Raw genomic sequence first — 26329 nt, forward strand, 5'->3', positions numbered from 1 at the left:
CTCCCGCGCGCGGCGGCCCGCCGTTTTTCAACGGCGGTGGTCAACGTCCCTGAGGGAGGCCCGGACACCCACCAGCGGGCGTTGGTCATGCGCGACTCCATCGACCTCGGCGGATCGAGTGGAGCGGTGAAGCGTGCCCTTCGCCTCTGCGGCCTGAGGGTAGTCTGTTATCGCTAACATTCTCAAGCGATGGACGGATCTGGATTTCCACGTCGTCGTCGCGGGCCGGTCGCCTCCGGGTTGGGCGCGGCACGTGGCCAGGTCGTGAGCGCCTGGGTGCCGGGTCGTCAGCGCTGCAGCCGCGTCGGGCTGCCCGGCCCGCTGCGCCGGACGAGCCACGCCTCGGTGATGTGCGTGAACATCGCCTGCGCCGCGCCGTCGGGGTCGTGGGCGGCGATGCGCTCGAAGATGCGCCGATGCCCCTGGTTCGATGCCACGCACAGGGCCCGTTCGGTCTTTCCCATGTACCGCGCCGTGTTGACTACCTGACTCTCCAGGGACCGGACGACGCCCCGGGCGATGCGGTTCCCGGACGCCTGCATCACGGTGTCGTGGAAGGCGCGGTCGTGCTCGTGGTAGGTGACGTGGTCGTCCACCAGCTCGTCCATCCGGTCGACCTGGGCGCGCAGCCGGTCGATGGTCTCCGGGTCGGCGAGTCGTGCGGCCACGTTGGCCATGTCGGACTCCAACACCCGCCGGGTGACCACCAGATCGTCGAGGATCGCCAGGGTGTCGTCCACGGCGATGGTGGCCGCGAGGACGAGCTCGTCGAGCATGTCCCACGCCGAGGGCGAGGTGACCATTGTGCCGCTGCCCTGGCGGACCTGCACGAGCCCCTTCTCCTGAAGGATCTTGACCGCTTCCCGGATGACCGTCCGGCTCACCGAGAAGGTCTCGCAGAGCACCGGCTCGGGGGGTAGCGGTGTGCCCGAGCGGTGCACTCCCTGCACGATCCGGGTCACCAGCTCGGCGGTGATCGCCTGGGCCAGGTTGGTCGGGCGACGGGCCCAGGTCGGTGCCGTCGTGCCGTTGACGGTCGACTGGTTCGATGTCGTCACGTTCACCTCCGCGTAGCCGCGGGAGCGGGCCCACGAGTCCGCCCCAGTGTAAGGGCAACCGTTGACGTCAGACGTCATACGAGTTACGTTCTCGTCAATCTTGCATCGACGGCCGGTTCTCGGCCACTCCCCATATGAAGGTGAGCAACGATGAAGCAACGAGCAGTGTGGGCCGCGGTCCTCGTTGCAGGGCTGGCCCTGGCTGGCTGTGGAAGCGCGACAGGTTCGGGTTCGTCGTCCGGAGGCTCGGCCAAGAAGCTGGTCGTGTGGGACTGGAAGTCCGGAGAGGCCAGCTCCGCGCAGTACGTGGAGAAGGCCAAGGCGGACTTCGCCAAGAAGCATAAGGACGTCGAGGTCGAATTTGTGGCCCAGCCGTTCGATCAGTACTACACGTTGCTGGGTGCGGCCATCCAGTCGGGCAAGGGTCCGGACGTCATCCTGTTCAACGGTGGTGGCCAGATCCGCGACCGGGTGGACTCGCTCCAGCCGCTCGACGAGTACGTGGCCGAGGACCGGCAGCGGCTGGCCGGCTGGGAGGCGTTCGCCAAGGGCGGCAAGACCTACGCCGCTCCGGTGACCCTGCAGGGCCACCCGATCTACTACAACAAGGCGCTCTACGAGCGGGCCGGCCTCGACCCGGCGAAGCCTGCCACGACGTGGCAGGAGTTCGTCGCCAACTGCGCCACCATCACCCAGAAGACAGGCGCCAAGTGCTTCGCCCAGGGCAACAAGGAGGGCATCGGCATCCAGTTCTTCCTGTCGGCCATGGCGTCGGGTGTCCTCACCCCGCAGGAGTACGACAACTGGATCGCCGGCAAGCGCGACTGGAACTCGCCGAACGTGAAGAAGATCTTCGAGCTGTGGAAGGAGACCGGCACCGCCAAGCTGAACAACGACGGGGCCAACTCCACCGCGATGTTCAACGACGCCTTCGCCGTCTTCCAGTCCGGTAAGGCCGCCCACATCATCGGTCTGATGTCCGACATCGGGCACTGGAAGGACTTCAACGAGTTCATCACGCCGGAGAAGCTCGGCGTCATGATGGCCCCGGCGGTGACCAGTGGCGCCACCCCGAGCCTGCCGTACGACGGTGGTATCGGTTACGCGGTCGCCAAGTGGACCAAGGACCCGAAGGTGGCCGCCGACCTGGTGCGCTCGCTGACCTCCACCGACGCCCTGAAGGCGTTCTACGCCAACGCCGGCGCGATCACCGCCGACACGACCATCGACGTGTCGCAGTCCGGGCCGGCCGTCACCACGATCGTCGGCGCGCTCAAGACCGGCAAGCCGGCGCCGCACGTGGCGCTCTCCTCGAAGGCGCTCGACCTGATGGGCAGGCTCTCCCAGCAGCTGCTCAGCGGTTCGATCAGTGTCGACGCGGTCGTGAAGCAGATGGCCGCCGCGGACACGGCGGGCTGATCGTGTCGATCGGTAACTCGCTCCCGTCGGTCCGCTCGGCTTCGGCCGGGCGGGCCGGCGGGGTCCCGCCCGTACCACCGCCGTCGGGCCGCCGTGCCGTTCCCCGGCGCATGGCCGGCGGCCGTCGCGCCGAGATGCTCGCGCCCTTCGTGCTTGTCGCCCCGGCCGTCCTGATCCTCGTGCTGCTACGGCTGTACCCGCTGCTGCTCGGCGTCAACTTCTCCTTCACCGGTGACGGCGACCGCGACGGGGCGGTGGTCGGCTTCGACAACTACGTCGACCTGTTGCAGGACCCGCTGTTCCAGGGCGCCCTTCGCAACGTGGGGCTGCTGGTGCTGCTCCTGCCGGTGGCGGTGGCCATCCCGGGTCTGCTCGCCACCTTCATCTACCTGCGCGTCCCCGGCCACCGGTTCTACCGCAGCGTCTACTTCTTCCCGGCCGTGTTGTCCCCGGTCATCGTCGGCGCGATCTTCAACCTGCTGCTCTCGTTCGACGGCCCGGTCAACAGCATTCTCGGCGCGGTCGGCATCGGCCCGGTGGACTGGCTCGGTGACCCGGACGTCGCCATGTTCGCGGTCGTCGGCGTACACGTGTGGGCGACCTTCGGCATGGCCCTGGTCGTGTTCCTCGCGGGCTTCGCGACCCTGGACTCCGCGCTGCTGGACGCCGCCCGGGTGGATGGCGCGTCCCTGACCCAGGTCATCTGGCACGTGATCATCCCCAGCCTCACCCGCACCATCCAGTTCGTCTTCGTGACCACGATGATCGGGATGCTGACGTCCATGTTCGGCCTGCTCTACGTCATGACCAGTGGCGGCCCGGAGGGTTCGACGTACCTGCCGGAGTACTACATCTGGATCCAGCAGGGGCAGATGAACCGGCCGGCGCTCGCGTCGGCCGCGTCCACCGTCCTCTTCGTCATCATGCTCGTCGTCGGGCTGTTGCAACTCAAGCTGCTCCGACGAGCGGGGAGGGAAGACTGATGTCCCGCGTCCGACTGGGCAGATGGCTGCTCGTGATCCCGATGGGACTCCTCGCGCTCGCGACGATCTACCCGCTGCTGTTCACCGCGAACGTCGCCATGAAGACCCGCCGGGAGTACATTCTCGACCGGTTCTCACTGGCGGACTCGCTGCGCTTCGAGAACATCACCACCGCGTGGACAAGCGTCGGCATGGGCCGGTACGCGACCAACTCGATCGTCGTGGTGGCGTGCTCGGTGTTCCTGCTGCTGCTGTTCGGGTCGATGGCCGGCTTCGCGCTGAGCCAACTGCGCTTCCGGGGCTCGAACGCGCTGTTCATCGGCTGCCTCGCGGCGCTCTTCATCCCCTTCCAGGTCATCATGGTGCCGCTGGCCCGGGTCATGGCGGACAGCGGCCTCGTCGACACGTACCCGGGTCTGATCCTCGCGTACGTCGCGCAGTTCCTGCCCTTCACGGTCTTCCTGATGACCAGCTACTACAAGACCATCCCGGCGGAGATCGTCGACGCGGCCCGGATCGACGGCAACACCGTGTACGGCGTCTACCGGCGGATCATGCTGCCGCTGGGTGCTCCGGCGCTGCTCTCGGTCGGCATCCTCAACACGCTGTTCTGCTGGAACGACGTGCTGATCTCGCTGCTGCTGATGCCGTCGGCCGACCACCGCACCCTGATGGTCGGGGTGACCTCGCTGCGGGGGCAGTACTCCGAGGACATTCCCACGTTCGCCTCCGGGGTGCTCATCGCCGCGATCCCCGTCCTGGCGGTCTACCTGTTCCTTCAGCGCCAGATCGCCGACGGCGTCGCCGCTGGTTCCACGAAAGGCTGACATGCGTATCACCGGGTATCGAACCCTCACCACGGTCCAGGAGTGGGGCCGGCCCGTCGGCGACGCCAACGGCGTGTTCCCCGACGGCGTCACGACGGTGCCGATCACCATCGTCGAGACCGACGGCGGGATCAGCGGCGTCGGCTTGGGCCCGCACGTGGAGATCGAGAAGATCTTCCCGGCCATCGAGGGAGAAGATCCCCGCGCGGTGACCACCCTGTACGACCGGATGCTCCGGCACACCTTCAAGGCCGGTCACGGCGGTCCGGTGTTCGGGACGATCGGCGCACTGGACACGGCCCTGTGGGACATCAAGGCGCAGTTGGCAGGCGAGCCGCTCTGGCGGCTGCTCGGCGGGCGGGACCGGCGTGTCCCCGCCTACGCGTCCGGGCTCGACATCGGTCTGACCGACGACGAGCTCGTCGCGGAGTACGAGATCTACGCCGGGTACGGCCTGCGCGCCGCGAAGCTCAAGGGCGGCCTCGACATCGAGCGGGACCGGCACCGGCTCGGCCTGGTGCGGGACGTGCTCACCGAGGCGGGTCACGGCCGGCGGCCCGGTCTGATGCTCGACGTCAACGAGGCGTGGTCACGCAAGCAGGCGGTCCGGCACGTGGCCGAGCTGGAACGCACCCTCGACCTGATCTGGATCGAGGAGCCGGTCCGCCGCTGGGACGCCGAGGGTCTGGCCGCCGTCGGCCGGGGCATCCGAGCGTCGGTCGCGACCGGCGAGAACCTCACCGGCCTGGAGCAGTACCGTCCGCTGATCGGGGCGGGCGCTGTCGACATCGTCCAGATGGCAGCCGTCTGGGGTGTCACCCACTTCCTGCGGGTGGCGGCCCTGGCGCATGCCCACGACCTGCCGGTCAGCCCCATCGGCAACATCCCGGTCGGGCTGCTGCACGCCGCCACCTCGGTGCCGAACCACCTGGTCAGCGAGCTACAGGATCTGCGTCCGCCGGCCGGCATCGGCCTCGACCTGCACATCGAGGACGGCGCGTTCATCCTCGGCGACACGCCCGGCCTGGGCATCCGGATCGACGAGGTGGCGATCGCGGCCGCGGGACACCGAGCCGGCAGCCCCGCCGCCCACAGCCCGAACGTCCGACCGGAGCGGGCGGGCAAACGCCTGCTGGCGGTGGCCGACCAGACGCCCACCGTCCCACCGGTACGGGTCGAGGCCCTGCTCGCCGATGCCGTCGGTGCGCAGAACGACGTGGCGCCCCTGCGGCACTGAGACCGCCCGAGCGCGCCGACGACTGGACCAAAATTGGTCGGATGATTACGGTGTCCGTGTCGCCGACACAAGGGAGGCAGCTCTGGCCGTCCTGGCACACGCCCCGCACGAGGGCCGCCGCATTCAGCTTCAGCTTCTTCAGGTGAGCCCACGACCGCGGACCTCGGGTGCGCCGCGCGGCAGTGCGCCCATGGTCGTGGGCACCGCACGAACCAACGACGTTGAGACGGAGCAGCAGTGAAGGCAGTTGTCTACCGGGGTGCGCGTGATCTCGGGATCGAGGACCGTGCCCCCGAACCGCCGGGCCCCGGCCAGGTGCGGATCGCGGTGGCGTACACCGGGATCTGCGGCACGGACCTGCACATCTTCCACGGCGACATGGACGCGCGGGTGGGTGCGTCGGCGGTGATCGGGCACGAGATGTCCGGCCGGGTCGCCGCGCTTGGCGACGGCGTCAGCGGCCTGACCGTCGGGCAGCCCGTCACCGTGATGCCGACCCGAGCCTGCGGCCAGTGCCCGGCGTGCCGCCGTGGCAACTCGCACATCTGCCACGCCATGAACTTCCTCGGCATCGACTCGCCCGGCGCGATGCAGTCGTCGTGGACCGTGCCGGCCGAGTTGGTGCTCCCGCTCCCCGACGACCTGCCGTTGGACCAGGCGGCGCTCGTCGAGCCGGTCGCGGTCGCGGTGCACGACGTCGGCCGGGCGAAGGTGGCCTCCGGAGAGCACGTGGTCGTCGTCGGCGGCGGCCCGGTGGGGGTCCTCATCGCCGCCGTCGCCCGAGCACGGGGGGCGGAGGTCCTGCTCGTCGAACCGGACGGTTTCCGGCGCGGGGTCGCGTCGGGGGTCGGGATCGAGGCCGTGGACCCGGGGCCGACAGATGTGGTCGCGCTCGTCAACGAGCGGACCGGGGGCGCGGGCGCGGACGTCGCGTTCGAGGTGTCCGGTTCCGCCGCCGGGGTCGGCACGGCCGTGGACGTGCTGACCACCCGGGGTCGGCTGGTCATGGTGGCGATCCACCCGCAGCCGCGTCCGGTGAACCTGCACCGGTTCTTCTGGCGGGAGTTGGAGTTGCTGGGCGCGCGGCTGTACCAGCGCGAGGACGTGGAGGAGGCGATCCGGCTGGTCGCCGCGGGCGTCATTCCGACCCAGGAACTGATCTCCCGAGTGCTTTCCGTGGAGGGCGTCACCGACGCGTTCACGGCTCTGGAGGGTGGCGGCGGCGTCATGAAGGTGCTGCTCGACTGGCGGGAGGAGGGCCGATGAGCGCCCTGTTCGACCTGACGGGACGTACCGCGCTGGTGACCGGCGCCCGGCGGGGGATCGGCCTGGGGATGGCCGAGGCCCTGGCGCTGGCCGGCGCGGACATCATCGGGGTGTCGGCGCAGTTGGAGCCCGAGGGCAGTGAGGTGCAGCGGAGGGTCGAGGCGGCCGGTCGCCGGTTCACCGGTTTCCGGACGGACCTGGGCGACCGGGCCGCGGTGTACCGGCTGGCCGAGGAGGCCGAGGCGGTGGCGCCGGTGGACATCCTCGTGAACAACGGTGGCACTATCGCCCGGGCGCCGGCCGCCGAGCACCCGGACGAGATGTGGGACCGGGTGTTGCAGGTGAACCTGTCCAGCCAGTTCGTGTTGAGCCGGGAGATCGGCCGGAAGATGGTCGACCGCGGTCGCGGCAAGATCATTTTCACCGCCTCGCTGCTGAGCTTCCAGGGCGGCATCAACGTCGCGAGCTACACCGCGGCGAAGTCCGGCCTCGCCGGGCTGACCAAGGCCCTGTCCAACGAGTGGGCGGGCCGAGGGGTGAACGTCAACGCGATCGCGCCCGGCTACATCGCCACCGACAACACGCAGGCGCTGCGTGACGACGCCGCGCGCAACGACGCGATCCTGGGCCGGATCCCGGCCGGCCGGTGGGGACGCGCCGACGACCTGGCCGGCGCCACCGTGTTCCTGGCCGCCGCGGCCTCGGACTACGTGCACGGCACCGTCCTACCCGTCGACGGCGGCTGGTTGGGCCGATGACGCAGACCTCGCCGGCCGGGCGCCCCGGCATCGTCGACGCGCACCACCACCTCTGGGTCCGTGCGCGGCACCCGCAACCCTGGATCGACCCGGACACGATGGCGGCGATCGACAACGACTTCACCCCGGCGGATCTCGCCCCGGCGGCACGGGCCGCCGGGGTCACCGAGACCGTCGTCGTGCAGTCCATCGCCTCCGTGGCGGAGACGGAGCACCTGCTGGGCATCGCGGCCGACGACCCGCTCATCAGCGGGGTCGTCGGCTGGGTGAACCTCACCGCCGACGACATCGACGAGCGCATCGACCGGCTCCGCGCGGCACGTGGCGGGGAGCGGTTGGTCAGCATCCGCCACCTCGTCCAGTCCGAAGCCGACCCGGCGTACCTCGACCGTCGCGACGTCCGGCGGGGCATCGCGGCGGTCGGCGCGGCCGGCCTCGCCTACGACCTGCTGGTCCGCGACCACCAACTGCCGGCGGCCACCCGGCTCGTCCGCGACCTGCCCGAGGTGTCGTTCGTCCTGGACCACCTCGGCAAGCCGGCGCTCGGCGCGGGGGGCCTCGGCGACTGGCCGGCCCACCTGCGGTCGCTCGCCGCCGAACCGAACGTCACCGCGAAGCTCTCCGGTCTGGTGACCGAGGTGGACGGGCCGTCCTGGACGGCCGACGACCTGCGGCCCGCCGTCGACCACGCGCTCGCCGTGTTCGGCCCGGACCGGCTCATGTTCGGCTCGGACTGGCCGGTGTGCCTGCTCGCCAGCTCCTACACCCGGTGGGTCAGGGTGCTCGCCGACCTGGTGGAGTCACTCGGCGACGCGGAGCAGGCGGCGATCTGGCGGGAAACCGCCCACCGGGCGTACCGGCTGGAGGCGTCATGATGGGCCGGGCGCTGCACCGCCGGCCGGAGGTCCGCCTCACCGCGCTGGGCTTCGGCGCCGCGCAGGGCGGCAGCCTGTACCGGGCGACGTCGGGTGAGGAGTTCGCCGGGGCCGTCGACACCGCCTGGGACGCCGGCATCCGGTACTTCGACACCGCGCCGCACTACGGCCTCGGCCTGTCCGAACGGCGGTTGGGCGCCGCGCTGCGGTCCCGGCCCCGCGACGAGTACGTGGTGTCGACGAAGGTCGGGCGGTTGCTCGTACCCTCGCCGGAGACCGCGGGTGAGCGTGACTCGGAGGGCTTCGACGTGCCGGCCGACCACCGGCGGGTCTGGGACTTCAGCCGCGACGGCGTACGCCGGTCGTTGGAGGCCAGCCTGGAACGCACCGGCCTGGACCGCGTGGACGTGGTGTACCTGCACGACCCGGACGAGCACTGGGAGCAGGCGGCGACCGAGGCGGTACCCGCGCTGGTGGAGCTGCGCGACCAGGGCGTCATCGGCGCGATCGGGGCCGGCATGAACCAGTCGGCGATGCTGGCCCGGTTCGTCGAGGAGACCGACATCGACGTGGTCATGTGCGCCGGCCGCTACACCCTTCTCGAACAGGGCGCGCTCGACGACCTGTTGCCCGCCGCGCAGGCCCGTGGGGTCGGCGTGGTGATCGCCGGGGTCTACAACTCGGGCCTGCTGGCGCGTGACCAACCGCCGGCCGACGCGGTCTACAACTATGAGCAGGCGCCACCGGAGCTGATCGAGCGGGCCCGACGGATCGCGGCGATCTGTGCGGCGTACGGCGTCACGCTGCCGCAGGCGGCGCTGGCGTTCGTCCGTCGGCATCCGACAGTGGTCTCGACAGTGGTCGGCCTGCGCGACGCCGCCCAGGTGACCGAGACCCTGCGCCGGTCGGACGCGGAGGTGCCGGACCAGCTCTGGGCGGCGCTGCGCGACGCCGGGCTGCTCGGCGGTTGACGACACGCAGGTGAACGCGGTGCGCCGGCCACCCGATCCTCTTGGATCGGGTGGCCGGCGCCCTTTCGGAGCTACGGCCTGATCGCTAGACCGCGGTGAACCGCCACTGCTGGTTGGTGGCGCTGTGGCAGCCCCACTGCAGCAGCCGGGCCCCGTCGGCGGTCGAGGCGCCGTTGACATCGAGGCAGAGCCCGCTGAGCGCGCTCTTGACCGTGTAGACACCTGTGGTGCCGGTCGCCGTCACGGTGAACTTCTGCTGGTTGGAGTTGGTGCAGGTGCTGTGTTGCAGGAAGGCGCCCTGTGCGGTGGAGCCGCCGACGACGTCGAGGCACTTGCCGCTGTGCACCGCCTTGAGGTAGACGGCGCCGTTGCCGGCATCCACCGCCTGCCACTTCTGGTTGTTGCCGCCGGTGGCCGCCCACTGCACGACCTGGGCGCCGTCGGCGGTGGAGTTGCCGCTGACGTCGATCAGCTTGCCGCTGTGCTGCGCCGCGACGGTCCAGGTCCGGCCGGCGATCCCGCCACCGCCGGTGCTGGGGACCCCCACGCCGTTGCCACCGAAGGTGAACGCGTCGAGGTCGAACCAGTTGGACGTGGAGCCCTTGAACACCATGTAGAGCGTGTGCGTCCCGGACAGGGCCGCCACGGAAACCGGGGACGTGGACTGGTAGTTGTCCCAGCCGCCGGTGCTGGGCACCGTCGTGGTGGCCAGCAGGGTGCCGGTCGGCGAGTCGGCCCGCAGCTCGATGGAACCTCCACCGCTCGGCGACGACAGCCGGTAGCTGACGTTGCTGATGCCCGACAGGCTCATCGGGTTGAACGCCACCCAGTCGTTGTTGGAGATGTCACCGACGCGCTTGCCGCTCTCCGCGGCGGCCTGGTCGACGACCCGGACGCCGGACTGGCTGCTGAAGTACTCGGCCTGCTTGTGCTTGGGCTGCAGGATCGCCGTCGCGTAGCCGGTCAGCGGCGCCGCCCCGCCCGAGCCACCGTCGTCGGTGTAGCGGGCGTTGAGCACGTAGTACAGGTTCGCGCCTTCGGGGTGTCCGCCGAGCAGGTCGGTGGAGATGGTGCCCGAGCAGCCCGGGTACTCAGTGGTCTCGTGCGCGTGGTCGTCGTGGCCGAGAGCCGGGTTGACGAGCACCTTCGAGCAGTCGATGGCCGCGCCGCCGGGGTCGGAGACACTGACCGTGTACGAGACCTTGTCGCCGAAGTTCAGCATGCCGCCGTTGGGCGGCACGTTGATGGTGACGACCGGGGCGGTGTTGCCGACGGTGATCTGCACGTTGGCGAAGCCGGTCCTGCCGGTGTTGTCGGTGACCTTCAGCTGCGCCGTGTAGTTGCCGTTGGTGGTGTAGGTGTGCGCCGGGTTGGCTGCCGTGGACGTACCGCCGTCACCGAAGGTCCACTGGTAGCTGAGGGTGTTGCCGGCGTCCGGGTCCGCCGTGCCGGCGCTGCTGAACTGGACGGTCAGCGGGGAACTGCCGCTGGTGGGCGTGCCGACGGCCTTCGCGATCGGTGAGCGTCCACCCTGGATGTAGTCGATGCGGTAGAGCCCGGAGTCGTTGTTGCCGCCGCCGAAGTTGGAGCCCCACTCCAGCAGGTAGAGCGAGCCGTCCGGGCCGAACTCCATGTCCATCGGCTTGTTGAAGTTGCCACCGGGCAGGAACGAGTTGGTCCGGGTGACAGCCGTCGACGAGTCGAAGTGCGTCTCCTTGATGTAGTTGCGCGACCACTCGTAGAAGAAGTGCACGCCGTCGTAGTAGGCCGGGAACTTCGTCGCCGACGGGTTCGCCGCGTTGTAGCGGTAGACCGGCCCACCCATCGGCGCCGACCCGCCGGAGCCCAGCTCCGGGAAGGTCGTCGACGCGGGGTAGCCGTACCAGATGTTGGGCGAGACGATCGGCTTGAGGTTGACCAGACCGGTGTTGTTGGGCGAGTTGTTGACCGGGGCGTTGCAGTTGAACTTCGCCCCGACGACGCCGGTGTCCGGGTTGAACGGCGCGTACGGCTGGTTGTTGCCGTGGCAGAACGGCCAGCCGTAGTTGCCGGCCGCCTTGATCACGTTGAGCTCGACGAGCCCCTCGGGACCGCGGTTGGTCGTCGGCGGGTTGCGGTCGGGGCCGTAGTCGGCGAGGTAGACCCAGCCGGTGGCCGCGTCGATCGAGAAGCGGAACGGGTTGCGGAAGCCCATGGCGTAGACCTCGGGTCGGGTCTGCGCGGTGCCCTGGGGGTAGAGGTTGCCCGTCGGGATGGTGTAGCCACCGGTGGCCGACGGCTTGATGCGCAGCAGCTTGCCGCGCAGGTCGTTGGTGTTGCCGGCCGATCGGGCGGCGTCCAGGTTGGCCTTGCCCGACCGCCAGTCCAGCGGGGCGTAGCCCTGCCAGTTGGGGTCGAGGTTGGGCGGGGTGTCGTCGCCGGTGCCGATGTAGAGGTTGCCGTCCGGACCGAACTCGATGTAGCCGCCGGTGTGGCCGGGCTCGGCGAAGGTCCGGTCACGGTACGCCGGGATGTCGATGATCCGGGCCTCGGTGGACAGGTTCAGGGTGTCCCCGGTGAGCGTGTAGCGGGAGACCCGGTTGACGTCGGTAGTGCTGCTCGCCGGCGAGTGGTAGACGTACACGTACCCGTTGCTGGCGAACGCCGGGTCTATCGCGACGCCGGTGAGGCCGTCCTCACCGCCGGTGTAGACGCTCAACGTGGCGGCGGTGACGGTGCTGTTCGTGCTCGGCTTGAAGATCTTGATCTGTCCGCCGCGCTGGACGTAGAGCACGCGGCCGTCGGGCAGCACGGCCAGCGCCATCGGGTCGGCGGTGTTGTCGTCCAGGGTGCGCTTCTCGAAGTTACTCCAGACGGTCCCGCCACAGTCGCCGGGCTGGTTGCCGGCGGCCCACTTGATGCCACCGAGGACGTGGTTGCGGAAGTTCGTCTCGCTGTACGACTCGCTCGCGTGGCCCATCGCGGTGGCCCACACCCGGCCGCCGCCGGCGTTACGGCACCACGAGATCGGGTGGTCCGGGCCCATCGCCCGCGAGCCCGGGTTGTACGTGCGCTCGTCGGCGGTCACCAGGACGTGCACGTTGCCGCGCGGGTTGGAGTCGAAGTTGTACCACTCCTCGCTGCGGTTCCAGCGGTCCGGCAGACCTGTCGTCGACGGGTGCTGCTTGTCGGCGACGATGGCGGTGCCGGGCAGCACGCCGGGGGAGTGCTCGGGCATGTGGGCGCCGCCGTTGAGGGTCTGGTCCCACCAGGGGTACTCACCCTCGATGCCCATGTCCAGGGCGTTGTGAATGCCGACGATGCCCTTGCCGCTGGCGAGGTAGCCCTCCACGGCCTGGCGTTGGGCGGCCGAGGTCCAGACCATGCCGGAGGTCTGGAGCATGATGATGACGTCGAAGGTGGCGAGGTTGGCGGGCGTGAAGACGCTCGCGTCCTCGGTCGCCACCACCTCGAAGTTGTTAGCGGCCGCCTGCTGCTGCACCATCGAGATTCCGGCCGGGATCGAGTCGTGCCGGTAGCCGACGGTCTTGGTGAACAGCAGGGCACGGAAGGCCGGTGCGGCGGACGCCGGTGGGGCCAGGCCGAGGGCCAGTAACAGGCCGGCGATTATTCCTACGATCATGGTGGGGCGACGCATGCCGTCTCCTAGGTCTGGGCGGGCAACTCCGTTTGCGAGCACGGGTCCGACACGCGCCAGGTTGTGCCTGGACGCGCGGGGGCCGCGGGTGTGCTGGTCGCGGTCGTCATGCCGTCCGCCGAAACGGCAGTCAGCCCCGCAGGACGTCACGCAGCGTGACGTGGGCTGTGTGTTCGTCCATGGTCTGCGAGGTCAGGATGAGCTATCCATCAATCGGTGTCAATGTAACGGTCGAGCGCCTGATGTTACTCCCCAGTAGGGGTGACCGGGCTCCACTCGACCAAGCCGCCACCCGAGCCGATCGAGTGCCGGGCCTGGCAGTCGCCGCAGATCGAGGATTGCGGAGCCGGATCCAAACATCTATCTTCATACGTGTGATGTTTCCTCGATGTCAAGGAAATGTTTGCACCATAAAAACGCAAGTTCTGCAGGGACCTGCGAAAGTGCGTCGCTCAGTGCGTTCGACGGCCTACCGGCCGGTGTACGGATCTTGTCGATGACTACTATGTGTAAGGGCTATCGGGATGGCAGATCCACAACCGGCACCGCTGCTGGCCCTGCGGGGCATCGGCAAATCCTTTCTGGGCGTGCGCGTCCTCGGCGATGTCGACCTCGATGTGGCCCCGGGCGAGGTGCACGCCGTCGTCGGTGAGAACGGCGCCGGGAAGTCGACCCTCATGAAGATCGTTTCGGGTGCGTACACCCCGGACGAGGGCACCGTCGAGTTCGCAGGTCAACCCCGCGCGTTCCACGGCCCCCGCGACGCGCAGCGAGCCGGCGTCGGCATCATCCACCAGGAGTTCAACCTGCTGCCCGAGCGCACCGTCGCGGAGAACGTCTACCTGGGCCACGAGCCGGTCCGGCGCGGGCTGGTCGACCGTCGCGAGATGCTGGAGCGCACCCGACGCCTGCTGGCCTCGATCGGGGAGACCGCGCTGCCGGCCGACTCCCGGGTGGGGCGGCTCGGCGTCGCCCAGCAACAGGTCGTCGAGATTGCCAAGGCGCTCGCCCTGGACGCGCGGCTGCTCATCATGGACGAGCCGACCGCCGCGCTGGCGGACCAGGAGGTCGAGCTGCTCTACGGGCTGGTACGCCGGCTACAGGAACGCGGCATCGGCCTGCTCTACGTCTCGCACCGGCTCACGGAGGTCTTCGACCTGTCCAGCCGGATCACCGTCCTCAAGGACGGACGCCGGGTGACCACCGTGGACACCGCGCAGACCACCTCGGACGAGCTGGTGCGGCACATGGTCGGCCGCGAGCTCTCCAGCTACTACCCCGACCGGGCGGGCCCCGACGACCGTGGACCGGTGCGCCTCACCGTCCGGGGCGGGGGCAACCGGAAACTGCGCGCGGTGGATCTCGAGTTGCGCGCCGGCGAGGTGCTCGGCGTCGGCGGCCTGCAGGGTTCCGGCCGGTCGGCGCTGGCCCGTGCGCTCTTCGGGGTGGCCCCGTTCACGACCGGCGACGTCGAGGTCGACGGCGAACCGGTGCGGCTGCGCTCGCCGCGCGCCGCGATGCGGGCCGGCATCGCGTACGTCACCGAGGACCGCAAGGGTGAGGGCATCGTGGCCCGGCAGTCGGTGCTGGACAACGCGCTGCTCGCCAGCCGGGCGGTGTTCGCGGCGCGGTCCGGTCGCGCCGCCCGCACCGCGCGGGTGCGTGAACTGCTCGATGCCGTGGAGGTCCGCGCCGCCGGCGACGACCAGGAGATCCGCTTCCTCTCCGGCGGCAACCAGCAGAAGGTCGTCCTGGCCCGGTGGCTCGCGCTGACACCACGGATCCTGCTCTTCGACGAGCCGACCCGGGGCATCGACGTGGGCGCGAAGTCGGCCATCCACGATCTCGTCCGCCGCCTCGCCAGCGACGGGGCTGCCGTACTGATGATCTCGTCGGAGTTGCCGGAGCTGCTCGGCATGAGCGATCGGATCGTCGTTCTGCGTGACGGCCGGATCGCGGGCGAGCTGCCGGCCGGCGCGACCGAGGAGGACGTCGTCGCCCTCGCCGTCGGCGCCGTCCGGGAGGCCGCCGCGTGAGCGCGAGGAGTGAGCCGGTTTTGCGAGCCCCGCAGTCGCGAACGGAAGGTGGCGCGGTGAGCGTGAGGAGTGAGCCGGTTTTGCGAGCCCCGCAGTCGCGAACGAAAGAGGGTTCAGCGTGACCGCCCTGTCGCTTCGGCCAGCCAAACGCGCCGTACCGGGTGTGTTCGTGGCCCTGGCCCTCACTCTCGTCATCGGCTGGCTGGTCGTTCTGCTCGACGGAGGCCAGCTCTTCAACCAGTCGACGACGGTGAGCCTGCTGCACGTCGCCGCCGGCCTCGGGCTCGTCGCCGTCGGGCAGACCCTGGTCATCCTCGGCGGTTCGCTCGACCTGTCGGTGGCGTTCGTGATCAGCCTGAGCACCCTCGTGGCGGCAGAGGCGATGAACGGCAGCGACGGCGCGGTGCTCCCGGCGATCGGGCTGGCGCTCGCGGTCAGCGCGGCCGTCGGGCTGCTCAACGGGTTTCTTGTCACCAAGCTGCGGATCAACGCGTTCATCGCGACCCTCGGCGTCGGGCTGCTGCTCAAGGGCTACCTCGACAACGGCTACGACGGCCCGGCCGGCGAGAGCGCTCCGGCTCTCGTGCGGATTCTCGGCTACCAGCGGATCGGTCCGCTCCCGGTGTCCTTCCTGCTGCTGCTCGCGGTGACCGCGGCGGCCTGGTTCGCCCTGTCGCGGACCCGCTTCGGCCATCATCTGGTCGCCGTCGGCGGCGATCCGGAGGTCGCCCGGCTCTCCGGCGTCCGTAACGACCGGGTCCTCATCACGGCTCACATGCTGTGTTCCCTCTGCGCCGGCCTGGCCGGTGTCTACCTGGCCAGTCGACTCGGCTCCGGCGCCCCACGGGTGGGCACCGAGGGGCTCTACGACCTGGAGTCGATCGCCGCGGTGGTCCTCGGCGGCACCGCTCTCGCCGGCGGGCGCGGGGGAGTCCTCGGCACGGTCGGCGGCGTCCTGCTGCTCGCCAGCATCGACGCGGTCTTCAACCAGCTCGAGGTGGACGCGTTCTTCAAGCAGGTGATCCGCGGCGTGATCATCATCGCCGCGGTCGCCGTCTACGCCCGACGGGCCATGCGAAAGGCGGGGTCCTGACATGCGGGTCGCCGAACGTCGTCCGCTGCCGCTGCGGATCCGCACCGACGGGATCGCGCCGATCGTGGCGCTCCTGGCGGTTCTGCTGATCCTCGTCGCGTTCGTCCAGCCCGACTTCCTCGCGCCACCGTCGCTGATGTCGTTCCTCGGACGCTCCGCACCGATCATCCTGCTCGCGGCAGGTCAGTACTTCGTGATCGTCTGCGGGGAGTTCGACCTCTCCGTCGGCTCCCTGGTCACGGCACAGGTTGTCGTCGCCGCGCGGCTCATCGACAGCGACCCGTCACGCACCTGGCCGGTGGTCGTGCTGCTGCTCGCCGGTGGTGCGCTCGTCGGATTGGTAAACGGCCTGGTCACCACGCTGCTGCGGGTGCCGTCCTTCATCACCACTCTCGGCATGTTCCTGATCCTCGTCGGCGCCGTGTACCTGTGGTCCGACGGCGCTCCGAAGGGCGGGCTCTCCGAGGAGTTCCGCCGCTTCGGTCGGCGGGCCATCGAGGACGTGCCGCTGCTGGGCCGGATCCCGTACGCGCTGCTCGTTCTGGTCGTCGTCGCCGCGATCGCCGTCGTGCTGACGCGCTCCGACTTCGGCCGCACGCTTGTCGCCGTCGGTGACAATCCGCGCACCGCCGAGCTGAGCGGCGTACGGGTCGCGCGTACCAAGACGATCGCGTTCATGCTCAGCGGTCTCGCGGCGGCGGTAGCGGCGATCCTCCTGGGCGGGTACAGCGGCGTGTCGTTCCAGGCCGGTGTCGGCCTGGAGTTCGGGGCGATCACCGCGGTCGTGCTCGGTGGGGTCGCCCTCGGCGGTGGTCGCGGCTCGGTCGTCGGGGCGATGCTCGGCGCCCTGTCCCTCGAGACGCTCTTCGCGCTGATGAACTTCACAGGCGTCTCCGGCGCCCTCAGATCCACCGTCCAGGGCGTGATCATCCTGCTCGCCGTGGCGGTCTCGTCCCTGCGTTCCTCCTCCTCCCGATAAAGGTGATTCGATGAGACGATCCATGACCGCCCTCGCCGCGGTGAGTGTCCTGGTGCTCGCCGGCTGCGCCACCGACGAGCCGACCGCTTCCCCCTCCGGCAGCGCCTCCGCGCAGGCCGGATCGGGCACCGGGGAGCAGTCCAAGTTCTTCGTGCAGGCCGACTACGACAACGAGCTGGCGCTGCTCGACGCCGCCCCGACGGGCCCGGCCGACAAGCCGTGGGAGCAGGTGCTCAACCCGAAGATGGTGGACACCGCGAAGTTCAAGAAGTCCGGCAAGCACAAGATCTGCTTCTCCAACGCGGCGCTGAACAACCCCTGGCGGCAGGTCGGGTTCAAGACGATGCAGGCCGAGGTCGAGGCGCAGAAGAGCCGGATCAGCGAGTTCGTGCACGTCGACGCCGAGGGCAAGGACCAGAAGCAGATCGCCGACATCAACGACCTGCTCGGCAAGAAGTGCGACGCCCTCATCGTCTCGCCGAACACCACCGCCACGCTCACCCCGGCGGTCGAGGCCGCCTGCCAGGCGGGCCTTCCGGTGGTCGTCTTCGACCGGGGGGTCAACACCACCTGCCCGGTTACCTTCATCAACCCGGTGGGCGGCTACGGCTTCGGCCACGTGGGCGCTGAGTTCGTCAGCCAGAAGATGAAGCCCGGCGGAAAGCTGCTGGCCCTGCGCATCCTGCCCGGCGTCGACGTGCTGGAGACCCGCTGGTCGGCTGCGAAGATCGCCCTGGACAAGGCGAAGGTCGACGTCGTCGGGGTCGAGTTCACCGACGGCGACCCCGCCAAGACCAAGAAGATCGTGAACGACTACATCCAGCGGTACGGCACGATCGACGGAGTCTGGATGGACGCCGGAGCGGTCGCCGTGGCGGCGGTCGAGGCGTTCCAGGACGCCGGCAAGCCGGTCCCGCCGATGAACGGCGAGGACCAGCTCGACTTCCTGAAGCTGTGGAAGGACAAGAAGCTCACCGCCATCGCGCCTACCTACCCGACGTACCAGTGGCGGACGCCGATCATCGCCGCGCTGAGCATTCTCGACGGTGCCCAGGTGTCCAACCCGTGGAAGCTGCCGCAGCCGACGATCACCCAGGACAACCTGGACCAGTACCTCGACGCGAGCATGCCGCCGCTGCACTACGCGATGTGCGGCTGCACCGACCTGCCCGGCTACCCGCAGCGCTGGAAGTAGGTTCGCGGTGTACGTCATCGGCGTCAACCCCTGGGTGTGGGCCTCGCCGGTCGACGACGAGGCCCTCGCCGAGCTGATCCCGCGGATCGCCTCGTTCGGCTTCGACGCGGTCGAGCTGCCGATCGAGCAGCCCGGCGACTGGGACCCGGCACGCACCCGGGACCTGCTGGCCGCGCACGGCCTCGTCGCGGCCGGTGTCTGCGCGGTCACCCCGCCCGGCCGGGATCTGGTGGACGCTCCGCCGGCCGTCGTCGAGTCGACAGTCGCGTACCTCATGGGGTGTGTGGCGAGCGCGGCGGCCGTGGGCGCGCCGTGTGTCGGCGGCCCGGTGTACGCCGCGGTCGGCCGCACCTGGCGGATGTCGCCGGCGGCGCGTGCGGCGTGTTACACCGACTTTCGGCGGGCCCTGACGCCGGTGGCCGAGCGGGCCGGGGAGTGCGGCGTGAGCATCGGTGTCGAGGCGTTGAACCGCTACGAGACGAGCGTGGTCAACACCATCGAGCAGACCATCGATCTGATCGACGGCCTACCCGCGAACGTCGGCATCATGATCGACACGTATCACATGAACATCGAGGAGGCCGATCCCTACGCCGCCCTCGCGCTGGCCGGCCCGCACATCAAGCACGTCCAGGTCAGCGGCACCGACCGTGGCGCCCCGGGCACGGATCACTTCGACTGGCCCCGCTTCTTCACCGCCCTGCGGGGCACTGGTTACCGGGGTGCGGTCTGCATCGAGTCGTTCACGGCCGACAACGAGACCATCGCGACCGCGGCGTCGATCTGGCGTCCCCTGGCGCCCACGCAGGACCGCCTCGCCCTCGACGGCCTGCACCATCTGCGGAAGGTCGTCGCATGACCCGGCTCGACAGTGGTGTTAGCGCTAACGCCCCTCCACCAAGCCCGCCTCGTTGAGGCGTCCCCCACCACCACCCCCACAGTGTCAGGAGACCGTCCCGTGTCCGTTCGCTTCCTTCCCGCAGCCCGCAGGCTTTTGGCCGGCGGCGCCGCGGCGGCGGTGACCGCTCTGGTCGCCGTGACCGCCTCGGCGTCCCCGGCCCTCGCGGCGACCACCACCCTCTACGCCTCCCCCACCGGCACCGGCACCACCTGTACGTCCGCCCAGCCGTGCTCGTTGACCGCCGCGCAGACTGCCGTGCGGTCGCTCAACAGCACCATGTCCGGCGACATCGTGGTGGAGCTGGCCGACGGCGTGTACCGGCTCGCGGCGCCGTTCCGGCTGACCGCCGCCGACTCCGGTAACAACGGCTACCAGGTGATCTGGCGGGCCGCGGCCTCGGCCCGCCCGACGATCAGCGGCGCCCGGGCGGTCACCGGCTGGTCCCTCGTCGACTCCGGCAAGAACATCTGGCGGGCCAGCGTCCCGGCCGGGCTCGACAGCCGTCAGCTCTACGTCAACGGCGCCATCGCCACCCGGGCGCGCACGGCCGTGAACCGGTCCGACTTCACCTTCACCACGTCGGGCATGCGGTTCAGCAACAGCGCGCTGAGCTACCTCAACAACGTCGGCAACCAGAACCGGGTCGAGGTGGAGAGCGTCGGCTCGTTCACCGACAGGTACTCGCCGGTGCAGAGCATCAGCGGCAACTTCCTGACCATGCAGCAGCCGGCCTGGAACAACAACACGTTCGGCTTCGACACCCTGTCCCGCCCGCACCGGGCCGGACCGTTCTACCTGGCCAACGCGTACGAGTTCCTCGACTCCCCGGGAGAGTGGTACCTCAACCCCGGCAGCGGCCAGCTCAACTACATCCCCCTCTCCGGGCAGAACATGAGCTCCGTGAGCGTGGAGCTGCCGCAGCTGCAGTCCCTGGTCAACGTCGGCGGCACCTTGGACGCGCCGGCGCACCACATCTCGTTCAGCGGGATCACCTTCACCGGCACCAGCTGGCTCGGCCCGAGCGGCAGCAACGGTTTCGCCGACCAGCAGACCGGTGCCCACATCGTCGGCACCTGGGCCCGTCCGTCCGACGCGTTGACCTCCTGCCAGGAGGGCTGCCCGCTGTTCGAGGCGACCCGCCCGAGCTGGGCCCAGATGCCGGCCGCCGTGCAGGTCTCCGCCGCCAACACCATCGCCTTCAGCGACTCCCAGTTCGTCAATCTGGGGCAGACGGCCATCGGTATCGGCAACGACGCCAACGCCCACGCCAGCGGTGTCGGCCTCGGGGTCAACAACATCACTGTCACCCGCTCCGAGATCGCCCGTAACTCGGCCGGCGGCGTCGTGGTCGGTGGCGTGCGCGCCGACGCCCACCACCCCAGCGACCAGCGGATGGTCAACCGGAACGTCACGATCAGCAACAACCGGGTGCACGATCTCGGCCTGGAGTACCGCGGCGTGGTCTCGATCCTGACCACCTACGTGAACACCTCGCTGGTCTCGCACAACGAGGTGTACAACATGCCGTACACCGGCATGTCGGTCGGCTACGGCTGGGGTGCCAACGACGCGGGCGGTAGCCAGCACTACGCGAACCGTGGCCTGTACAACTACCAGCCCCGCTACTCGACGGCGACCACCGCCGCCAACAACCAGGTCGTCGGCAACTACGTCCACGACGTCATGCAGCAGATGACCGACGGCGGGTGCATCTACACGCTGTCGGCGAACCCCGGCGGGTCCATCACCCAGAACTACTGCCTGCGGACCAACGGCTGGTTCGGCCTCTACTTCGACGAGGGCTCGCGCTACTACACCGCCCGCAACAACGTGTTCTCGTCCACCGGCACCTGGGCCACCGCCAACTACTTCTACGCCGAGAACATGGGCAACTTCACTGTCACCAACAACTGGTCGACAAACGGCAGCACGAACGTGACGAACGGCGACCGCGGCAACGTGGTCAACAGCAACACCACGGTCTCGAACGGCAACTGGCCGTCCGGCGCGCAGACGGTAATCAACTCCGCAGGCGTGCAGAGCGGCGGCAACCCCGACCCCAACCCGCAGGGCGCGCAGCTCGTCGGCGTCCAGTCGGGTCGCTGCGCCGAGATCGGCAACTCCAGCACCACAAACGGCACGCAGGCCCAGCTCTGGGACTGCATCAGTGGCGCCGCCAACCAGCGGTGGACCCAGACCGCGAGCCGGCAGCTGATGGTCTACGGCAGCAAGTGCCTGGACGCCTCCGGCCAGGGCACGGTCAACGGCACGAAGGTCGTGATCTGGGACTGCAACGGCGGCACCAACCAGCAGTGGAACGTCAACTCCAACGGCACGATCACCGGCGTGCAGTCGGGCCTCTGCCTGGACGCCAACGGCGCCGCGACGGCGAACGGCACCAAGCTCATCCTCTGGGCCTGCAGCGGCGGCACCAACCAGCAGTGGCAGTTGCGCAGCTGACAACTGGTTCGCCCCGGCCGGCCGCACCCCGGCCGGGGCGTCCCGGCGGCGGGCCGCGGACTGGCCGGGGCCCACCCATTGCCGCCGGTCATCGACCAGCGGCTGTGTTAACGCTAACCCGAACAGGTCACCCCCCGTCCCCGCGGGTGTACCCCAGCAAGGGAGTGAGTTCATGGAATCCAACGGTGCGGTTCAATCCGCCGCCCCACTGCGGCGTCGCTGGCGGTCGGGACTGGCCGCCGCGGCGGCCACAGTGCTCGCCGCCGGCACCCTCGTCGCGGTGAACGCGACGCCCGCGGCCGCGGCGACGGTGGACACCAACGCCTGGTACGTCCTGGTCAACCGCAACAGCGGCAAGGCGTTGGACGTGTACGGCCAGGCCACCAACGACGGCGCGCGGATCTCCCAGTGGACGCGCAACAACGGCACCAACCAGCAGTGGCAGTTCGTGGATTCCGGCGGCGGCTTCTACCGGTTGAAGTCGCGGCTCTCCGGGAAGGTCCTCGACGTCACCGGCGCGTCGACCGCCGACGGGGCGGCGATCGTGCAGTGGACCGACAACAACGCCTCCAACCAGCAGTTCCGGCTGGCCGACTCCGACGCCGGCAACGTGCGGCTGATCGGTCGGCAGAGCGGCAAGGCCGTGGAGGTCCAGGGCGCCTCGACCGCCGACGGCGCCAACGTCGTCCAGTACGCCGACACGGGCGGTGCCAACCAGCAGTGGCAACTGGCCAAGGTGTCGGGTGACACCGGCACCGGTGGAGGATGCGGCAAGAGCCCCACGCTGGCCAGCGGCACCCACACGATCCAGAGCAACGGCAAGAGCCGCAGCTTCATCCTGCGGGTTCCCGCCAACTACAACAACGGCACCCGCTACCGGCTGATCTTCGCGTTCCACTGGCGGGGCGGCACCGCGGCCGAGGTCAACTCGGGTGGCACGAGCGGAACGCCGTGGTCCTACTACGGGCAGCAGGAGCAGTCGAACAACACGGCGATCCTCGTCGCGCCGCAGGGTCTCGGCAACGGCTGGGCCAACTCCGGTGGCGAGGACATCACCTTCGTCGACGACATGATCCGGTTGATCGAGGGCAGCCTCTGCGTCAACACGGCGCAGCGGTTCGCGCTCGGCTTCAGCTACGGCGGGGGCATGAGCTACGCGCTGGCGTGTGCGCGGGCGAATGTGTTCCGGGCGGTGGCGGTCTTCAGCGGCGCCCAGCTCAGCGGGTGCAGCGGCGGCACCCAGCCCATCGCGTACTTCGGTCTGCACGGCATCACCGACTCGGTGCTCAACATCTCCTCGGGGCGGTCGTTGCGGGACACGTTCGTGCGCAACAACGGCTGCACCGCGCAGAGCCCGCGGGAGCCGGCCTCGGGCAGCCGCACCCACATCACCACCGCCTACTCCGGCTGCCGAGCCGGATATCCGGTGCAGTGGGCGGCGTTCGACAACGGCCACATGCCGGGGCCGGTGGACGGCACGTACGCCGAGAGCGGCATCACGACCTGGACCAAGGGTGAGGTGTGGCGGTTCTTCTCGCAGTTCTAGCGATCCCGCTCGTCGACTGCGACACCGTCGCGTCGATGCCTGAGCGTCGACGCGCGGTGGCCGGTTGACGGCTCGCCGGCAGGGGCGGTGTCCGGTCACGCGACCGGGTGCCGCCCCTGTGGTCGTAGGGGAGCCGTACGGCAAGACATGGAAGTAGTTGAATTCAACGTAACGGCTCCGTAATATGACCGGCGTCGGCTGTTAACGCTAACAGTGGGCTCGTAGACATCATGGCGCCCGCCTCATCCGGGCCGCTGTCCCTGGTGGACGGCATCACGAAGGGATGCTCCCGTATGAAGCGAAACGTCCGAGCCTGGCACTGGGGGCGGGCAGCGGCGGCCGGACTGCTCGTGGCTGCCGCCCTCGTGGGCCTGCGCGCCCCGGGGGCACAGGCACTGGAGAACGGCGTCGCCCGGACGCCCCCCATGGGCTGGAACAGTTGGAACTCCTTCGGGTGCAACATCAACGAGGGGCTGATCCGGCAGACGGCCGACGCGATGGTCAGCAACGGCATGCGCGATCTGGGCTACCAGTACGTCGTGGTCGACGACTGCTGGTTCAACCCGAACCGCGACAGCTCCGGCAACCTCCAGGGCGACCCGACCCGCTTTCCCAGCGGGATGAAGGCGCTCGGCGACTACCTGCACGCCCGCGGGCTGAAGTTCGGCCTCTACCAGGTGCCTGTCGACAAGACCTGCGCCCAGTACTTCAACAGCTACCCCGGCGCGACCGGCAGCCAGGGCCACGAGGCGCAGGACGCCCGGCAGTTCGCCGCCTGGGGCGTCGACTACCTCAAGTACGACTGGTGCTCGCCGAACGGCAGCATCAACGATCAGGTCACCACGTTCGCCAAGATGCGTGACGCGCTGGCTGCGACCGGCCGGCCGATCCTCTACAGCATCAACCCCAACAGCATCCACGCCAAGACCGGCCCGCAGCGCAACTGGGGCGACGTGGCGAACATCTGGCGGACCACCGAGGACATCACCAACGCGTGGGACACCGGGCAGACCAACGGCTACCCGATGGGCATCCAGAACATCATCAACGTCACCGTCCCCCTGGCGCCCTACGCGCGACCGGGTTCGTTCACCGACCCGGACATGATGGAGGTCGGCCGGGGCGGCATGAACGACACCGAGATGCGCAGCCACTTCGCCATGTGGGCGATCATGGCGTCGCCGCTGATCGCCGGCAACGACGTGCGCAACATGAACTCCGCGACGCAGACCATCCTCAAGAACGCCAACCTGATCGCCATCAACCAGGACACCCTCGGGTTGCAGGGCAGCCAGGTCTCGTTCGACGGCACCCGCCGCGTGCTCGCCAAGCGGCTGGCCAACGGTGACGTCGCCGTCGCCCTGTTCAACCAGGGCGGCTCCACGACGACGATCTCCACCACGGCCGCCGCCGTCGGCAAGTCCGGCAGCTCCTTCACCCTGGTGGAGGCATGGAGCAACGCCACCACCACCAGCACCGGCACCATCTCGGCCAGCGTCCCGGCGCACGGCACGGTGGTGTACCGGGTCAGCGGCGGCGGCAACACCACCCCGCCGCCCACCACCACCCCGCCCCCGAGCACGTCCTTCGCGCTCGCCAGCGTGGCGTCGAACCGCTGCCTGGACATCCCGGCGAGCAACACCACCAACGGCACCCAGCCGGTGATCTGGGACTGCAACGGGGCCGCCAACCAACGCTGGACGGCCAACGGGCAGACCCTCCAGTCGCTCGGCAAGTGCCTGGACGCGCCGACCAACGCCACGGCCGGCACCAAGGTCCAGATCTGGGACTGCAACGGCGGGGCCAACCAGCGGTGGACCCTCAACTCGAACGGCACGATCAGCGGGGCGCAGTCCGGCCTCTGCCTCGACGTCAACAACAACGGGACCGCAAACGGCACCACGGTGCTCCTCTGGTCCTGCACCGGGGCCAACAACCAGCGCTGGACCCAGCGCTAGCGGCAGTACCGGACCGGTCCGGGCCGGGGCGACGTCGTCCCGGCCCGGACCTGTGTCGTCGGGTGGGATCAATGCCCGCCGCGCCGACGACCGGGTTCGCAGAACCGTCCGCGCGTCAGGTCGCGGCGACCGCCGCCGTCGCGTCGACGGTCAGCCCGGTCGACGCGTGGTAGCGCACCGGGATGGGATCGGTGAGTTCACCGACGAACGTCCCGTCGACGTGGTCGAGGAAGCCGATGAGAGACCAGTCGCCGGTCGGTCCGGGGACCAGCCGGGGCGCGTACAGGTGCGGGTGGGTGACCGGCCGGGCGGCCCCGATGTCCCACGGGCCGCGGACGCTCGGCCCGGTCGCCACCCAGATCCGGTGGTCGTCGCGCCGGGCGCTGGCGGTCGTGTCGGCGGAGAACAGCAGCAGGGGCTGCCCGTCGACGACCGCGACCTGGGGGACCTCCAGATGACCGAACCCCGCCGGCGTCGACAGCGGCGGCCGGACGGTCCAGGTGAGCAGGTCGGGGGAGGTGGCGTGACCGACGACGCCCCGCGTGGCCGCCGCACCCGTGCCGGCGCGTGCCGTGATGAGCATGTGCCAGCCGTCGCCGTCCGGGTCGGGGAAGACCCAGGGATCACGCCACGCCTGCTCGTACCACAGATCGGTGTCGAGCAGCTCGTACCACGTCGGGTCGGCCTGCACGACCGGCTCGGAACCGTGTCGGTGCCAGGTGGTCAGGTCGTCGGAGACGGCCAGACCGATCCGTTGGACGAGCCCGTCCTCGACGCGGGAGACTCCGGTGTAGTACAGGTACCACTGCCCGTCCGGGCCGCGCACCGTGCACCCGGTCCAGGTCGCCAGGTCGTCCCAGGCCGGCGCGTCGGCGGGGACCACGGCATCGGCGACCAGTTGCCACGCGCGCAGGTCCGTCGACACGGCGTGGCCGATCGAGGCGCGGCGGTGGCGGCGGTGCGGGTCGTGCAGGGCGCGGGAGGCGCGCAGGAAGAACACGTGCCAGAGGCCGGTGTCGTCCCGCGCGTACCAGCTGTCCCACACCCAGTGGTCGACTAGCCCGTGTTTCGTAAGTGGGCGTGGGCCTGGTGAGGTCACGGCGTGGCGATGATCGATAACTGAAGAGGTC

18 protein-coding genes and 1 pseudogene are annotated in these 26329 nt (G+C 69.7%); 16 read left to right on the plus strand and 3 right to left on the minus strand.

Features of this window, described 5'->3' with window-relative positions; translation table 11 throughout:
- Positions 1–287 precede the first annotated feature (287 nt).
- Positions 288–1058, minus strand: a complete 771-nt coding sequence (locus ACLQ26_RS20940) for a FadR/GntR family transcriptional regulator (protein WP_425746036.1) — start codon at positions 1056–1058, stop codon at positions 288–290.
- Positions 1059–1208: 150 nt separating this feature from the next.
- Here ACLQ26_RS20940 and ACLQ26_RS20945 point away from each other — a divergent pair, with 150 nt between their 5' ends.
- From ACLQ26_RS20945 to ACLQ26_RS20980, 8 genes are all read left to right on the plus strand, one after another.
- On the plus strand, positions 1209–2477 hold the full coding sequence (locus tag ACLQ26_RS20945) for an ABC transporter substrate-binding protein (RefSeq protein ID WP_425746037.1): 1269 nt from the start codon (positions 1209–1211) through the stop codon (positions 2475–2477).
- 110 nt (positions 2478–2587) lie between these two features.
- Positions 2588–3460 carry a carbohydrate ABC transporter permease gene (locus tag ACLQ26_RS20950; RefSeq protein ID WP_425746038.1) on the plus strand — a complete coding sequence of 291 codons (873 nt, stop codon included), beginning with the start codon at positions 2588–2590 and terminating at the stop codon, positions 3458–3460.
- On the plus strand, positions 3460–4287 hold the full coding sequence (locus ACLQ26_RS20955; protein WP_363687186.1) for a carbohydrate ABC transporter permease: 828 nt from the start codon (positions 3460–3462) through the stop codon (positions 4285–4287). The genes ACLQ26_RS20950 and ACLQ26_RS20955 overlap by 1 nt, the downstream gene beginning before the upstream one ends.
- Before the next feature lies 1 nt (position 4288).
- Positions 4289–5524, plus strand: coding sequence for a mandelate racemase/muconate lactonizing enzyme family protein (locus ACLQ26_RS20960; protein ID WP_425746039.1), 1236 nt, complete (start codon positions 4289–4291; stop codon positions 5522–5524).
- 237 nt (positions 5525–5761) lie between these two features.
- Positions 5762–6790, plus strand: a complete 1029-nt coding sequence (locus tag ACLQ26_RS20965) for a zinc-dependent alcohol dehydrogenase (RefSeq protein ID WP_425746040.1) — start codon at positions 5762–5764, stop codon at positions 6788–6790.
- A complete protein-coding gene (locus ACLQ26_RS20970; RefSeq protein WP_425746041.1) occupies positions 6787–7548 on the plus strand; it encodes an SDR family NAD(P)-dependent oxidoreductase in 762 nt (253 codons plus the stop codon). Before ACLQ26_RS20965 ends, ACLQ26_RS20970 begins: the two co-directional genes overlap by 4 nt.
- Positions 7545–8423, plus strand: a complete 879-nt coding sequence (locus ACLQ26_RS20975; protein ID WP_425746042.1) for an amidohydrolase family protein — start codon at positions 7545–7547, stop codon at positions 8421–8423. The genes ACLQ26_RS20970 and ACLQ26_RS20975 overlap by 4 nt, the downstream gene beginning before the upstream one ends.
- Positions 8420–9394 (plus strand): aldo/keto reductase, encoded by a 975-nt coding sequence (locus ACLQ26_RS20980; protein ID WP_425746043.1) that lies wholly within the window; start codon positions 8420–8422, stop codon positions 9392–9394. Before ACLQ26_RS20975 ends, ACLQ26_RS20980 begins: the two co-directional genes overlap by 4 nt.
- 85 nt (positions 9395–9479) lie before the next feature.
- On the opposite strand, the gene ACLQ26_RS20985 is transcribed toward ACLQ26_RS20980, so the two are convergent.
- Positions 9480–13031: a ThuA domain-containing protein gene (locus ACLQ26_RS20985; RefSeq protein WP_425746044.1), complete on the minus strand. Its 3552-nt coding sequence runs from the start codon at positions 13029–13031 to the stop codon at positions 9480–9482.
- A gap of 524 nt (positions 13032–13555) precedes the next feature.
- Here ACLQ26_RS20985 and ACLQ26_RS20990 point away from each other — a divergent pair.
- The 8 genes and pseudogenes from ACLQ26_RS20990 (at position 13556) to ACLQ26_RS21025 (ending at position 25199) form a co-directional block, all read left to right on the plus strand.
- The gene (locus ACLQ26_RS20990) at positions 13556–15067 is read left to right on the plus strand and encodes a sugar ABC transporter ATP-binding protein (RefSeq protein ID WP_425746045.1); all 1512 of its coding nucleotides are present in this window, start codon (positions 13556–13558) and stop codon (positions 15065–15067) included.
- 118 nt (positions 15068–15185) lie between these two features.
- Entirely contained in the window at positions 15186–16160 is a 975-nt protein-coding gene (locus ACLQ26_RS20995; protein WP_425746046.1) for an ABC transporter permease, read from the plus strand.
- Between the two features lies 1 nt (position 16161).
- Positions 16162–17139, plus strand: a complete 978-nt coding sequence (locus ACLQ26_RS21000) for an ABC transporter permease (RefSeq protein ID WP_393298376.1) — start codon at positions 16162–16164, stop codon at positions 17137–17139.
- A 10-nt stretch (positions 17140–17149) separates the two neighbouring features.
- Entirely contained in the window at positions 17150–18334 is a 1185-nt protein-coding gene (locus tag ACLQ26_RS21005; RefSeq protein WP_363687167.1) for a substrate-binding domain-containing protein, read from the plus strand.
- A 7-nt stretch (positions 18335–18341) separates the two neighbouring features.
- Positions 18342–19193: a sugar phosphate isomerase/epimerase family protein gene (locus ACLQ26_RS21010; protein WP_425746047.1), complete on the plus strand. Its 852-nt coding sequence runs from the start codon at positions 18342–18344 to the stop codon at positions 19191–19193.
- 99 nt (positions 19194–19292) lie between these two features.
- Positions 19293–21695 (plus strand): RICIN domain-containing protein, encoded by a 2403-nt coding sequence (locus ACLQ26_RS21015; protein WP_425746048.1) that lies wholly within the window; start codon positions 19293–19295, stop codon positions 21693–21695.
- A 172-nt stretch (positions 21696–21867) separates the two neighbouring features.
- Positions 21868–23238, plus strand: a pseudogene (locus ACLQ26_RS21020) (RICIN domain-containing protein); the annotation flags it as partial.
- Between the two features lie 296 nt (positions 23239–23534).
- Positions 23535–25199: a glycoside hydrolase family 27 protein gene (locus ACLQ26_RS21025; RefSeq protein WP_425746049.1), complete on the plus strand. Its 1665-nt coding sequence runs from the start codon at positions 23535–23537 to the stop codon at positions 25197–25199.
- A 115-nt stretch (positions 25200–25314) separates the two neighbouring features.
- On the opposite strand, the gene ACLQ26_RS21030 is transcribed toward ACLQ26_RS21025, so the two are convergent.
- Positions 25315–26244: a family 43 glycosylhydrolase gene (locus ACLQ26_RS21030; protein WP_425746050.1), complete on the minus strand. Its 930-nt coding sequence runs from the start codon at positions 26242–26244 to the stop codon at positions 25315–25317.
- Between the last annotated feature and the right edge of the window lie 85 nt (positions 26245–26329).

The organism is Micromonospora sp. DT43 (genome assembly GCF_049841645.1).
Classification (GTDB): Bacteria; Actinomycetota; Actinomycetes; order Mycobacteriales; family Micromonosporaceae; genus Micromonospora.